The following is a 14,943-nucleotide window of genomic DNA, read 5'->3' as shown; positions in this document are numbered from 1 at the left end:
ACTGAGAATTAATGGTGCTTAACCCTAAAAAATAGGATGAACAAGTTGATGATACATAGTCGTACTTTGCGAGTTATTACCCTTTTTGGCTTAGCAGCAAGTGCCGCTATGACACACCATGCGGCCTTGGCCCAGCCGGATGCGTCTGAAGTTTATCAGCGCCCTAACCTTCCTTTGCGTCCAGCCCATACCTATTCAATCGTCGCCCGCGATCCAGCAAGCGGCCAATTAGGTGCGGCGGTGCAATCTCATTGGTTTTCAGTGGGAGCAGATGTAATTTGGGCCCAACCTGGCGTCGGTGCAGTCGCGACCCAGAGCTTTATTGAGGTGAGCTATGGACCACTTGGTTTAGCAATGATGGAATCAGGCAACACCGCCCCACAAACTCTTACATCTTTATTAGCTAAGGATGAACATAAAAATGTTCGTCAAATTGGCATGATAGACGCCAAAGGAAACACAGCCGTACATACGGGCGAGCTTGCCATCACCGCTCATTGTCATCTCGTAGGGGAAGACTTCACTGTGCAGGCTAATTTAATGGAAAAAGACACGGTGTGTGCTGCCATGGCGGCGGCCTTTACCGCTAATGCAAACGAAGACCTAGCTGGGCGTATGATGGCAGCTTTGCAAGCAGCACAGCAAGAAGGTGGTGATATTCGAGGGAAACAATCAGCAGCGATGCTAGTGGTAGAAGGAGAAAAAGGCACGCCTGTTTGGCAAGGCAGACTCGTAGATTTACGAGTTGAAGATAACGCTGATCCTATTAGCGAGCTAAGCCGATTATTACACGTGTCGCGCACTTACAGCAAAATGACTGAGGGCGATGACTTCATGACCTTAGGCAAAATAGATGAAGCCCTAGCGGCCTACGCAACTGCTGAAAGCATGATGCCTGACAACCACGAAGCGATTTTTTGGCATGCCGCTACACTTGCAGCAGTTGACCGAGTAGAAGAGAGTCTACCGCTGTTTAAAAAGGCTTTTGCTTTACACCCAGCATGGAAAACATTGGTTCCGCGCTTACCGGCTTCTGAATTGTTACCTGATGATCCTAAGATAATTAACAGAATACTTGCAGTTAAATAAACCCTTATCTAAGGTGAATGAAATAACAAAGGTCAACATCAAGCATGTACACTCATCTGCATTATCGAGATAAATATGGCAGTTATGAACTCAGTATTGAGAACGGCATTATTTGTGCCGTGATCCAAGGTGCAATCGGTGAAAGTTTTTCTCGGCGTTATAACCATGATTTTTGCTCCCTGATCGATAATTTAGGCAAAGACAAATGGGGCCATTACGGCGACTTTCGTTTATGCGAAGCGCTTACACCTGAAGCAAAACATTTGTCTGTAGAACTTCACAAGTACGCCTTACAAAAAGGCTGTGTCGTGTCGGCATTCCAAATTAATTCATCTTTACTAGTAAGCCAAGTTGATAATGTTAGAAAAACATCTGCTATTAACACCAGTGTGACGCAAAAAAGCTTCACCACTAAAGCAGAATGTTTTGACTATATTGAACGGCAGTTGACACTCGCCACAAGGCCTATTCCGTAAGAGATTCAAACGCCTGCTGTTTTGCTTGATTAATCATAATTAATAATTCCGCCGCAGCCCTAGCATCTGCCAATGCCCTATGATGATTGGTTAATTCGATATCCAACTCCCGGCACAGTTTTCCTAATGAATAAGATGCCTTACCCGGAAAATGCTTTCGCATTTCACGTACGGTGCACATTTTGGGCATACTAAAAGGTCTAGCAAGTCGTTCATATTCTAATTTAAAAAAACCATAATCAAAGTTTACGTTATGTGCGACAAAAATAGCGCCTTGCATAAAGCATTCAAGTTCATCAACTACCTCACAAAATAAGGGGGCATCCGCTACCATGTCGTTACTGATACCCGTTAGCTGGGTAATAAATTTAGGAATATGGCGCTGTGGGTTAACTAAGCTAGACCAGCTATCAACCACCTCGCCATCCACCACCTTAACCGCGCCAATCTCAGTAATACGATGACCACCAGTCTTGCCACCCGTTGTTTCAACATCGATGACCACATAAGCTTGCTGAGGATCGACGGCCCAATTTACCCGGCAAATAGCCACATCAAAGCCCGCTTGCTGCAACGCTTTCATCGTCACCAATTGATTAGGCCTGATAACATCCCCTTGTGCTTTTACTTCTTCAAAACGCAACTGGCCATTATCAATGATCATTATATCCGGATACCCGTCTTTGTACTGGGCATAGTCTTTTGCCATGGCACGTAATTGAGCTATCACAGCAGCAGGCGGAGCAGCGAATAAAAACTGGCTCAATATCGCTAATAATTTGCTATGCCAGCGAAACATACCATTAGGTTGTCCATAATATTGCGCCGCTACTTTAGCCAAGTAACTCAGAGCTTTTTGGGGTTCATTCAGTAACGGTAACTTGCTCTCAAGTAAAGGGCCTAGGGTGGCATATATGCGGTTTTCACGCACCGATGCAGGACGTCGGTCGAATTCACAAGCAATGGCTTGCTCATCTTTTTGAAATAATTCAGTCCAAAAAAACAAGCCAAACAAACTCGTAAATAGTCGATTCTCTGTACGAATTGCTACCATATTTCGTTGCTGATAATACGCTTTAACCCCCTTTTCTGGACTGTCGCGAAATATTTCATCAAGCCAGATTTGCTGAGTACTTTCGCGTAACAGCTGGGTTAACTTGCTGACCTTTGCCTGTTGATATTTACGCTGATAAAAGTCCTCGGCAAAAGCGCACAATTTAGCATCTTTACTTTCGTGTAAAATCCGCTCTAAATCCTGTTTAACCTCTTCTTTAGCACCCAATTTATACTTTTCTCGTAGGTACTTTTCTCGTGCTTTACTCAATTGTGACTGACTGAAAAACCCTAGAGCAGATTCCACATCGTCTTTTAATAGACGCTTCCCCAATTCATAAAATAAAGCGTCCGCGAAACGCTGCGCTATTTCACCACGAGGTGGCAATACTGCACGCTTTGCCCACAAGATAATATCAGGCTGCTGGATTGGCTCGCTTTTGCTGGCCTGCAATTTTTGTGCGTAAATAAACGCATCCAAAGCGTCTACTCGCTGAGTGAAACGGGCGGTCAATTCCCCTTTGTTGTCTCGTGTTTTTAACACGCCCATATCCCGCATTGAAAACTTATCTAAGCCACTGCTTAGCTCACCAAAATATAAAAAAAGTAAATAGTGCCAAGTTTCAGTAAAACATTTCACCCTAAACGACAGTGCGAGAGATGAGGTAATAACCGATTCAAGCTGCGGATTTTCAAGCGCTAATTTAATTAATTGCGGTTTTGTATACGAGGCAGGAAAACTCATATTGAGTTGCTTAGTCAAACAATTTGTTAATTGGACTTTGCTCAAGGTATCGAGCCACTTTGCATAGTCAGCTTGATTTAAAGGTCGTAAGAATTTTGCGTTGACTAAATGATCAATTTGACCTTGGTTGTCATTAATTTCCTCGTACTTGAGTTTATAACGATCAAGGATTGCACCCCGGCGGTTAATAACTCGAACTAACATGCATAAGGTGTCGTGCTCTAAAGCGTGTACTTTTTTAATAAAATCGACATGAACATCAGTCAGTAAATCTAGGCAATATTGCTCAATGTAGGCAATAAATTCGTTGAAATGATCTAGGTAATATTTCGTAGGTAATGTGCGCACAGGTATCTCAAGCTAATTATCTGTTTTGCGGTAAACACGGGCAGCTGACTTTGCTGAAAAAACACTCGATTTTTTTGCAGGTAAGTTAGCCGTTTTATACAGTGGTTTATACAGTATAAATATCAGCAGGATCAAGTTAAAAAGGGCTTACAAAACGAGAAAATAAACTCAGACATGTTTTAGGACTTAATAAAAAACCGACATATACTCACATACATGTCGGTCAAGACCCCTAGCACGTAGTCGACGCACCTAATCGACTACCAGTTTAGATCATCCGGAATTTGATAATCAGCATACCAATCATCGTCTTCACTGCTCTTTTGATCTTCAGCACTGATCATATCGGAGCGATAAACCACCACCAAAGGATCACGTTCCGCTATTTTATCGGCCACCGGCATGGGTACTAATTCGTAAGCTTGTTCATATTTTACGATGGCAAGTTTACCTTGTGAGATGTGTTTTTGAGTCTCTGTACCGACATACATGCGTTTTATGAGCGTACCGTCAGTAAAATTGCACACGACATCCGCTTTGCCTCTTGGCTGTTTGTTTACCTCTATCAACTGCTTTATTTGCGCGACAATGGCCTTCTTTTCAGCCTCAAGTTTTGTTTGTTGATTGAGTTCACGATCTTTGGCTTTTTTAGCTTCGATTGCTTCTGCGGCAGCTAACTTAGCTTCGTCACTTTCGACAACTTTGTGGCGTTGCTGAGCTTTGGCTTGTTTGTGTTTTTGCTGCTTAACTTGTTTAACCTTTTTTTTATCGGTTAAACCTGCTTTAAGCAACTGTTCTTGTAGTGATAGTGCCATTTTTATTACCAGCGTTATTCATAAAAAAGCCCGATAGCAGAGCTATCGAGCATGGTGAGATTCTCAACTAATTCGATTATCTTAAGATGACTTTTTACGTTTGTCTTCCGCTTTCCATTTTTTACCGTCATACCATGAAGACCACCCGGTAGCCTTGCCCTCTGCATTTTCTGACATGACATACTGTTGTTTCGTTTTACGACTGTAGCGCACTAAGGTTGCATTACCATCGGGATCTTTTGCTGGCGCGTCAGCCAGGTAATAGAATTTTTCAGATAGTCTGTCTCTAAATCTTGCTAACTCATGAACAAAAGGCGCACGGGTTTCCCGTGACTTTGGAAAATTATGAGCCGCTAAAAAGATCCCAGCTGCACCATCACGTAATACAAAATGTGCATCTGATTTTTCGCAAATTAACTCTGGTAAATCAACAGGATCTTCCTTGGGTGGCGCGGCTTCACCATTTCGCAGTAATTTCCGCGTATTTTTACACTCTTCATTGGTACAGCCAAAGTACTTACCAAAACGACCATTTTTCAATTCCATGTTAGCGCCGCACTTGTCACACTCTAACAGTGGTCCTTCATAGCCTTTGATTTTGAAGGTACCTTCTTCAACATATACGCCTTCGCATGTAGGCGTGTTGCCACACACGTGCAACTTGCGGCCTTCATCAACCAAGTAACTGTCCATTGCCGTTCCGCAAATACCACAGCGGCGTTTTGCTCTTAACAGTTCAGTTTCTAATTCTTCTTCGTCGTCCACTTTAACTACGTCATCACCAGATACCAAGTTCATGGTACCCGTACACTTTTCTTTTGGTGGTAAGTTGTAACCTGAGCAGCCTAAAAACACACCCGTACTGGCTGTACGGACGTTCATCGGGCGGCTACATAACTTGCACTCAATGATCGTTGGTACGGCTTGATTAAGGCGCATGCCGCCCTCTTCTACCGGCAATTCAGCCTGATGCAGTTTTTGCTCAAAATCAGTATAAAATTCGTCTAACACGCCTTTCCATGGCGCCTTCCCTGTTGCAATATCGTCGAGTTGTTGTTCCATCTTGGCGGTAAAATCATAGGAGATTAGATCGTCAAAATTTTCCATAAGTCGATCATTAACAATTTCCCCCATCTTTTCAGCATAGAAGCGTTTGGTGTCTTGACGAACATAGCCACGATCTTGAATCGTAGAAATAATACTCGCATAAGTAGAAGGTCGACCAATGCCACGCTTTTCAAGTTCTTTAACTAATGAAGCCTCATTGAAGCGCGCTACAGGCTTGGTAAAATGTTGTTTAGGATCGAGCGCTTTAAGTTTCAACGACTCACCTTCTTTTACATCAGGTAAAAGTAAATCTTCGTCACCTTTTTTGCGTACTTGCGTTTGAACACGAGTCCAACCGTCAAATTTTAACACTCGACCTTTAGCGGTTAATTCATAGTCATTTGCTGCAACTCGAATGGTGCTAGCATCGTATTGCGCTGCAACCATTTGACATGCGACAAACTGACGCCAAATTAATTCATACAAACGTTGAGCATCTCTCTCCATGGTGGTTAATGACTCAGCCTTTACCACAACATTTGATGGCCGAATGGCTTCGTGTGCCTCTTGAGCACCTTCTTTACTGCCATAACCGAGGGGACTTTTTGGTAAATATTTCTCACCAAAATTTTCACTTATATAACTGCGACAACTTTCAACGGCTTCAGCACTTAAATTGGTTGAATCAGTTCGCATATAAGTAATGTGGCCCGCTTCATATAAGCGCTGAGCCATCATCATGGTCTTTTTAACTCCAAAGCCTAAACGTGTACTGGCGGCCTGCTGTAAGGTAGAAGTAATAAAGGGCGCAGAGGGTCGACTTTGGGTAGGTTTTGATTCACGGCTGACCACTTTAAACTCTGCATTTTGCAGATCGTTTTGAGCTTTTTCAGCCTGAGCTTTATTCAATGGTTTAAAATTTTCTTTTAAATATTTCACTACTTGCATGCGCAAGTCAGTGGTTTTTGCAGTCAGTAGATCAGCATGCAAGTCCCAAAACTCTTCAGGAACAAATGCTTTTATTTCCCGCTCACGCTCTACAACTAAACGCACTGCCACTGACTGTACTCGGCCAGCCGACAAACCGCGGGCGACTTTCTTCCACAACAATGGCGAGACCATAAAACCCACAACGCGATCTAAAAAACGCCTCGCTTGTTGCGCGTTTACGCGCTCTATATTGACTTTTCCTGGGTGTGAAAATGCATCTTGGATGGCATTTTTGGTAATTTCGTTGAATACCACTCGCTGAAAATCTTTACTGGGATCATTAATAATTTCCTGCAAGTGCCAAGCAATAGCCTCTCCTTCTCTATCCAAATCCGTTGCGAGATAAATAGTATCAGCATTTTTTGCTAATTTTTTAAGGTCATTAACTACTTTTTCTTTGCCGCTGAGTACTTCGTAATGCGCATGCCAATTATCTTTTGGGTCGACGCCCATGCGGTCGACAAGTTTCTGATATTCGTATTGTCGTAAATATTCTTCACGCTTTTTTTCAGACAAGGTTTTTAGCACACTTGCTGGTTTTTTAGGCGCAACTTTACCCAAAGCCTTGGTTGGGAGGTCTCGAACATGGCCGACGCTGGATGTCACAATAAAATTATTGCCGAGATATTTATTAATTGTTTTTGCCTTTGCCGGAGACTCGACAATGACTAGAGACTTTGCCATATATTGGTGTTAACCTTTTGATTTTTATAGGTTTAAATCCACTAAACATACCATAAATAGGGTTTGTCGTTGGAAAATGCTTTTTAACATATATCTACAAAGTGAATAGAAAACAAGTTCTTCTTCATAGTTATCTGATTTTCTTTTTTTTACACTGACTAATGCGGCGAAAATTTGCAAGCACAAAGTTGGCAGTTCACTTAAAAGCAGTATAATGCCCAGCCATTCGCGCCTATCTTACGTTTTTAGTCCTGTTTCTTAGGCCAACAACAATGTAAAAATCTCAAATAGACAGTACCGTGTTATCCAGCATGCATAAAAATAAGAGGTAAAGATGAAACAGTTTGAAGTGAATTTTGATGGCTTAGTAGGACCTACTCACAATTATGCAGGTTTGTCTTACGGCAATGTGGCATCTTTAAATAATGCGAGCGCCGTAAGTAGCCCTAAACAAGCCGCTAAGCAAGGTTTAAAGAAAATGAAGGCCCTAGCTGACCTTGGCATGGTTCAGGGGGTTCTGGCGCCACAAGAACGTCCTGACGTGTATGCACTGCGTCGTTTAGGCTTCAGTGGAACAGATGCACAGGTTCTCAGTCACGCCGCCAAACAGGCGCCTGCTATTTTTCAAGCCTGTTGTTCTGCTTCAAGCATGTGGACGGCGAATGCAGCAACGGTATCACCCAGTGCTGATACCCATGATCAAAAAGTCCATTTTACTCCTGCTAATTTGACCAATAAATTTCATCGCTCACTTGAGCCTCAAGTAACTGGCAATATATTAAAAGCGATTTTCAACGATCCAAAACATTTCGCTCACCATCAACACTTACCTGACAACGAACACTTTGGTGATGAAGGTGCAGCAAACCATACGCGTTTATGTTCTGAATACGGTGAAACTGGGGTTGAAATTTTTGTTTATGGACGTCATGCCTTTGATAATAGCAAGCCTGCTCCTAAAAAATATCCTGCCAGGCAAACCTTTGAAGCCAGCCAAGCGGTAGCCCGTTTGCATGGTTTACGTGACGAGAAAGTAGTTTACGTACTGCAAAACCCTGAGGTAATTGATCAAGGGGTATTTCACAACGATGTGATTTCAGTTGGTAACCAAAATGTATTGTTTTACCACGAGTTGGCTTTTCATCAGACCGCGTCGGCATTAGATGAAATCAAACGTAAATTTGGCGATAATGAACTGCATTTTATTCGTGTTGATGAGCAAGACGTGAGTTTACAAGACGCGATAAAAAGCTACTTGTTTAATACCCAAATCATAACCTTACCAAATGGCTCAATGGCGATTATTGCCCCATCTGAATGTGAAGAAAACCCGGCAGTTGCCGCATATCTGAATAAATTAGTTACCTTGAACACCCCTATTCAAGAAGTGAAATATTTTGACGTCAAACAGAGTATGCGTAATGGCGGTGGCCCTGCTTGCCTGCGTTTACGAGTGGCGATGACCGAGCAAGAGTGTGCTGCGGTGAATCAAAGCACCATCATGAATGATGCTTTGTTTGAACGTTTAAATAATTGGGTGGATAAACATTACCGCGACCAATTACTAATCGATGACTTACGTGATCCTCAGTTATTAATTGAATCGAGAACCGCACTTGATGAGCTAAGTCAGTTATTGAAATTAGGCTCGGTTTATCCATTTCAAACTGTATAGTTTATAGAGTAAAAAGCCCAGTGCAATGACTGGGCTCTTAACTAAATGACCTTATAAATTGTTATTGCAATTGAGCTGCTGACCATAAGGACTATGAGGGGGAGGTGATCCTTCGTTAGTTAAGTCTTCAGTAGACACCGGTAGATTAAAGCGCTGACTTTCTTTTGATTCACTTCCCGCTGACTCAGCTTTTACACTAATATCCACTTCAGTCCAGCCACCAAATTGCTTGGCGTAAAGTACATTGACCAGAGTTTGACCATTTGCGTCTGTAGTACCTGTTGAGCTAATCGCAGCCACATTACCAGGGGTCAGTAAACCATCACCATTGGTATCTTCACCACTATTTAATATTCCATCACCATTGACATCTTCATTTGGACAGTCGACAAAGAAAATATCATTACGGTAAATTTCTGCATCAGCATCCCATACCCACACGCCTTTGCGATACACCCCACCATCGATAAATTTAACCGGTGGTGCTGAAAAGGTCATATTAGCGTTTGCCACAGGGTTAGAATCCGGATCGGTAACAAATACCGAAAACTCTTTTGAATAGGATGATTGCTCTGGGGCCTCAATCAAACGCCCTGTGCCAATCGAGATATCAAAGGCTCTATCGCCAACGGTAAGCAAGGTAAAGCTCGATACGGTTTGTTCGTCATCCACGGTTGCGTACACTTTTACCGCTTCAAAACTACTCACTGCGTTTGAGGTATAAACCGTTGATGCAATGCCGCTGCGATCCGTCGTAGCTTGATTAGGCGAGATGGTGCCTCCGCTGACATCATCAACCAAAAAGTTAATGGTTTTGCCTTTAATTAAATTACCATTTGGATCGCGAACCACCGCGATAATGGTGCTAGTTTGGCCACTTGGTGCAATTGAATCAGGCGTCGCATCCACAATAATGCTGTCTGCGTCCGTAGCGATAAACTCAACCTCAGCACGCGCACTCACTTGTGCATTATCGCTATCAACCCCCGTTGCCGACACTGAGGCAAAACCGGCATTATCTGACTCGATGGTAAACTCAGCGACACCTAAATTATTTGTTAACACCGTATTACTGGTGATATTACCCCTAGATGACGTTAAGGTCACACTGCCATTAGGATACACCGCGCCATTTTTTAACCAGGTCACGGCTAAAGTGGCCATTGTGCCTAGTTCAACTTCCGCATCAGGCACAGTGGTGAATGAAAAATCATCTTGCTGCACTGTCATGTCGAAAGTGCCTTGGGCATTTAATGCAACGGCAGTGATAACATCGTCTCCTGCGCTGCTGGCAGAATAATTAACGGTGACCTGACCTGAGGTGGATGTAGTTGGACTTGCGTTGCTTAATACACCATTAAGTGCTGTCAATGAAACCTGTTGATTAGCAATACCCTTACCATCCGAGTCCACCACACTTATGGTCAAAGGTACGGGGTCATTGATGATGGCTGAAGATGAACCGTTAATATTAATTTGTGTACCAACAACAGCAATATCTAGCGTTTGAGTGGGTAAATTAGCTGTTTTTGCCGTGACATTAATGACACGATTTTCTTTGTTATTTTGTGTAGACAAGGTGGCACGAGCCAAGCCATCAGCAGCGGTAGTGCCTTGTAAAATGGCAAGGGATGCACCTTGATTAGCAGAAAACGTTACTTCGATACCTTCCATTAAAACGTTATCTACGTTTTTTACTAAAGCGATTAACTCAACCACATCAGACCCACTTGACGCTAATTGAATAGAGCTCGCAAAGAAATCTAACGACGCAGGCTGTTCGTTTTGTTGGGTTATCCCAGTTGAATCAAACGTAATTGATGCACTCTCACCACTTACTAAGGTTGCAACAACACTTCCTGCACCCGAATTATTGCCAACCGTTAAACCGATTGTCGCGGTACCTGATGTGCCGGTTGTGGCAGTACCTGCATCGTTGCTAAAATCAGCTAAACCGCTGGGCGTAAAACTGAAGGTTACAAGGGTATCACCAACTAAATTACCGCTACTATCTTTAACCGTTGCGGTTAGCGTAAGCGGATTATCGCTCGCAAGTTGCTTAGACGTTTCACCAGCAGCATCAGTAAGAGCAAGAACGATACTGAGTTCTGAGGTAGGGGTTCCCCCTCCGGTACCGGTTCCACCGCCGGTATTTTCACGTTCTATGCCACCACCAGCGCCTCCACCGCAAGCAACTAAGCCTAAAAGAAACACAGCGCTAATTAGCGTTTTTACTCGTAACATCATATAAAGTCCTTGCACACATTTTAGGTAAAGTGACACCACTACTCACTTTTATTGTTCAGCTTATTCAACAAACTTGCTAGTCTATGCCCTGCGGTCTGTTCAATCGTTGTAAATACTAATAATAAAATCAGGAATGCTATGACTAAAGCCCCCACAACTCCCCATCACAAATTAGGTCTAACCGCTCGAATCTTTATCGGCATGTTAGTCGGAATCGCCATAGGTGGTTTTTTACAATGGATAAGTGATGATAGCGGAGATTTTTCGTTTAGTGTATTCGACACCGAGTTTTCTACGTATACCTTTTTAGTAGAGGGTATATTTACCGTTGTTGGAACCTTGTTTATTAAAGCGCTGAAAATGCTAGTTGTTCCCTTAGTATTTGTATCGTTGGTGTGCGGCACAGCCAGTCTAAGTGATCCCAGTAAATTAGGACGTTTAGGAGGAAAGGCGGTCGGTTTGTACATCACAACCACCGCGATAGCCATCACGCTTGCCATAATTGCAGCGCTCATTGTCCAACCTGGTAGTGGCATTAATTTAGCAACTGATGCTAACTTTACTGCAAAACAAGCGCCCTCTTTAGGTCAAGTTATTATTGACATGATGCCATCTAATCCTATCGACGCAATGGCTCAGGGCAACATGCTACAAATTATTGTATTTGCTGCGTTTTTTGGTGTTGCTCTAGCAATGATCAAAGGTGCAAGTGGCGAAAGGTTACGTACTTTTTTCGATGATTTAAATGAAGTCATTATGCGAATTGTGACAATCGTAATGAACCTAGCGCCCTACGGTGTATTTGCCTTAATGGCCAAACTTGCGGCCACCACTGACTTTAAAACCTTCCAAGGCTTGACGGTATATTTCTTCTTAGTGTTGTTCGTTTTATTTGTGCATGCGCTGGTAACCTACCCTATTTTGCTAAAGCTATTAAGCGGTCTCAACCCCCTTATTTTATTGAAAAAAATGCGTGATACCGCACTCTTTGCCTTTAGTACGGCTAGCAGCAGTGCCACCTTACCAGTGACCATTGAAACGGCTAACAAGAAGCTCGGTGTTAAAAATTCAGTAGCGTCTTTTACCTTATCTTTAGGCTCAACCATTAATATGGATGGCACTGCTATCATGCAGGGCGTCGCGACCGTATTTATCGCTCAAGTCTATAATGTGGACCTGAGTGTGTCTGATTTTCTCATGGTTATTTTAACAGCAACCTTAGCATCTATCGGCACCGCAGGCGTGCCTGGCGTTGGCTTATTGATGTTAGCTATGGTTCTACAACAAGTTAACTTACCCGTTGAAGGTATCGCGCTGATTATTGGTGTTGACCGCCTGTTAGATATGACCCGTACCGCTGTTAATGTCACGGGGGATTGTGTGGTATCTTGTGTGGTTGCAAAAAGTGAAAAAGAATTGGATGTTGCAGTATATAACAACCCTAAAGCAGGGCTTAAATACGAAGACATTGCCTAGTTAGCAAACCGTGATTTCGGGTCTTTTAAATTGAACAGAGAGCGCCTAGTAGGCGCTCTTTTTTGTTTTAATGCCCCAATACTTCTGCTGGATTAATTTTTGCTGCTTTTATAGCAGGATAAAGCGTGGCTAGAAAACTAAGTAATAAAGCAATGCTGGCCGTCATAAACACTTCGTTCCAATGCAGTTCAGAGGGCAAGAAATCAATAAAGTATACGTCGCCAGATAAAAATTTAATAGTAAACAAGGTTTCAAAAAAATGAGCGACTTGCGCCAAATTAGAAGCCATCAACACCCCTAAAATCACGCCCCATAGGGTGCCAATCGCACCGTTTAATAAACCTTGCAACATAAAGGTTTGAATAATCAATGAATCTTTCGCGCCCATACTTTTAAGCATGGCAATTTCACTTTGTTTCTCGTTAACCGCCATCACTAAGGTAGAAACGATATTAAAACAGGCGACCGCAATCACTAAGATCAGCGCGATATACACGACACTGCGTACTAACTGGATATCTTGATACAAATTACCTTCGGTACGAGTCCAATCCGACATATACACTTCAGGCTCCATTTTGAAGCCAAGTTCAGGCACGATCTGCGGGGCGGCAAAAGGATCGGTAAAACGCAAGCGTATTCCTTGCGCGCCATTTTTAACCCCTAAGGTATCGGCCGCCAAGGACATATGCATTAAACCAATATGATTGCTTAATTCACCTGCAAAATTTAGGCTACCAGCAATAACTAACCACAAAGACTTTGGCGCCTTTAAGCTTAAATCTTCCGATATTTGTGGCAGGAGTAGTTGGACTTTATCGCCCACTTTTACGTTCAGATGAGCCAAAATCCCCTGCCCCAAGAGCACCGCATTTTCATTGCGTAAAAAGTCATGCCACTGCTCATCTGTGACATGGGTGACCTTGTTATTTTGCTCGGCAAAATCAGGACTTAGCGCTGACATTTCTACCGCTTTAAGTTCATTACCTTTTTGCAACATGCCAGTCGCTTTAACAAAAGGCTCAATAAAACTTATTCGAGAGTCCTTGGACAGCTTGCGAATTTCTTCTGGCCAATTGGCCAGACCTTCTGCATCTACAGCGGTATACTCACCATGAGGAATAATCGACAATAAACGGTCCTGTAACTCTCGTTCAAAGCCGTTCATGACGGATAACAATAAAATGAGTACAAAACAACCTAAACCAATACCCACTGTCGACGAAGCAGAAATAAATGAAATAAAGCCATTTTGTCTTTTATTGCTTCTAAAGCGCCAAGCTAAACTTAACACTAAAGGCATTAGTCTGATCCCAGTGGCAATGTATTTTGTAAAACACCGTCAATTAAACTCATGGAGCGATCTAATTTACTAGCAAGTTCAGTATCATGCGTCACCACCACAAAACTGGTTTTTAACTGCGATTGCAGTTCACGAAGTAAATGATAAATACCCTCACCAGTTTTATGATCCAAATTACCTGTGGGTTCATCCGCCAGTACCAAACTGGGTTTATTAACCAAAGCGCGGGCAATGGCTACGCGTTGCCTTTCACCACCCGATAACTCTGCGGGTTTATGTTTCGCACGGTGGTGTAAACCCACCTTAGTCAAAATTGCCATGGCTTCTTGCTCAGCATATTTCACTGATTGTTTTGCAATCAATAGTGGCATTGCCACATTTTCTAAAGCGGTAAATTCAGGTAATAAATGATGAAACTGATAAACAAAGCCCAATGACTCATTACGAAACTGAGCTTGTTGGTTAGCGGTAAACTTAAAAATATCCTGTTGTTCAAACCATACGTGGCCACTGGTAGGTTTATCTAGCGCACCCAACAAATGTAATAAGGTACTCTTTCCGGAGCCAGAACTGCCAACAATAGCCACTTGTTCAGCTTTATTGATAGTAAAACTCACGTCTTTAAGCACTTGAACTTGATTTGCCCCCTCATTAAATATTTTATTTAAATGTGAGCATTTGAGTAATTCACTCATAACAGTGATGGTATCCCCAAACGAAGATGCGTTTTGTTTTCGCTAGGTGCGATCGAACACCATCTTCGTAGTTAGTATTTGTGCCTATCATACCAATTTATCGAGCGGTAAAAACACAAACTATTGAGAACTAAAGTAAAAAAATTATGAGGAAGATAAAAGGAATAAACTATAAGAATAGAACGATGAGATAGAAACGAAATCTGACTAAGTCGACTATTTATTGGCGGAGTGGACGGGACTTGAACCCGCGACCCCCGGCGTGACAGGCCGGTATTCTAACCAACTGAACTACCACTC

The 14,943-nt window shown here is 42.7% G+C and carries 10 protein-coding genes; 4 read left to right on the top strand and 6 right to left on the bottom strand.

Features of this window, described 5'->3' with window-relative positions; translation table 11 throughout:
* The first annotated feature begins 48 nt into the window (after positions 1–48).
* Positions 49–1,089, top strand: coding sequence for a DUF1028 domain-containing protein (locus ACEN2L_RS09765; RefSeq protein ID WP_441743456.1), 1,041 nt, complete (start codon positions 49–51; stop codon positions 1,087–1,089).
* A 44-nt stretch (positions 1,090–1,133) separates the two neighbouring features.
* Positions 1,134–1,565: a hypothetical protein gene (locus tag ACEN2L_RS09760; RefSeq protein ID WP_306021736.1), complete on the top strand. Its 432-nt coding sequence runs from the start codon at positions 1,134–1,136 to the stop codon at positions 1,563–1,565.
* Here ACEN2L_RS09760 and ACEN2L_RS09755 read toward each other — a convergent pair.
* From ACEN2L_RS09755 to topA, 3 genes are all read right to left on the bottom strand, one after another.
* Positions 1,555–3,711, bottom strand: a complete 2,157-nt coding sequence (locus ACEN2L_RS09755) for an exonuclease domain-containing protein (RefSeq protein ID WP_441743455.1) — start codon at positions 3,709–3,711, stop codon at positions 1,555–1,557. The genes ACEN2L_RS09760 and ACEN2L_RS09755 overlap by 11 nt on opposite strands.
* Positions 3,712–3,971: 260 nt before the next feature.
* A complete protein-coding gene (locus ACEN2L_RS09750; RefSeq protein WP_441743454.1) occupies positions 3,972–4,526 on the bottom strand; it encodes a DUF2058 domain-containing protein in 555 nt (184 codons plus the stop codon).
* An 81-nt stretch (positions 4,527–4,607) separates the two neighbouring features.
* Positions 4,608–7,247: a type I DNA topoisomerase gene (gene topA, locus ACEN2L_RS09745; protein ID WP_306021733.1), complete on the bottom strand. Its 2,640-nt coding sequence runs from the start codon at positions 7,245–7,247 to the stop codon at positions 4,608–4,610.
* Positions 7,248–7,581: 334 nt separating this feature from the next.
* Here topA and astB point away from each other — a divergent pair, with 334 nt between their 5' ends.
* Positions 7,582–8,922 carry an N-succinylarginine dihydrolase gene (gene astB, locus ACEN2L_RS09740; RefSeq protein WP_441743453.1) on the top strand — a complete coding sequence of 447 codons (1,341 nt, stop codon included), beginning with the start codon at positions 7,582–7,584 and terminating at the stop codon, positions 8,920–8,922.
* A gap of 51 nt (positions 8,923–8,973) precedes the next feature.
* Here the strand turns inward: astB and ACEN2L_RS09735 are convergent, their stop codons facing one another.
* Positions 8,974–11,169: an Ig-like domain-containing protein gene (locus ACEN2L_RS09735; protein WP_306021731.1), complete on the bottom strand. Its 2,196-nt coding sequence runs from the start codon at positions 11,167–11,169 to the stop codon at positions 8,974–8,976.
* A gap of 138 nt (positions 11,170–11,307) precedes the next feature.
* Here ACEN2L_RS09735 and ACEN2L_RS09730 point away from each other — a divergent pair, with 138 nt between their 5' ends.
* Positions 11,308–12,645, top strand: a complete 1,338-nt coding sequence (locus tag ACEN2L_RS09730) for a dicarboxylate/amino acid:cation symporter (protein WP_441743452.1) — start codon at positions 11,308–11,310, stop codon at positions 12,643–12,645.
* Between the two features lie 67 nt (positions 12,646–12,712).
* On the opposite strand, the gene lolE is transcribed toward ACEN2L_RS09730, so the two are convergent.
* Positions 12,713–13,948: a lipoprotein-releasing ABC transporter permease subunit LolE gene (gene lolE, locus ACEN2L_RS09725; protein ID WP_306021729.1), complete on the bottom strand. Its 1,236-nt coding sequence runs from the start codon at positions 13,946–13,948 to the stop codon at positions 12,713–12,715.
* Entirely contained in the window at positions 13,948–14,643 is a 696-nt protein-coding gene (lolD, locus tag ACEN2L_RS09720) for a lipoprotein-releasing ABC transporter ATP-binding protein LolD (protein WP_306021728.1), read from the bottom strand. Before lolD ends, lolE begins: the two co-directional genes overlap by 1 nt.
* Positions 14,644–14,943: the final 300 nt, after the last annotated feature.

Origin of the sequence: Flavobacterium sp. W21_SRS_FM6 (assembly GCF_052119645.1) — a bacterium.
GTDB lineage: Bacteria > Pseudomonadota > Gammaproteobacteria > Enterobacterales > Alteromonadaceae > Paraglaciecola.
Note: the sequence above shows the minus strand (reverse complement) of the source record. Positions and strands in the feature narration are given on the sequence as shown.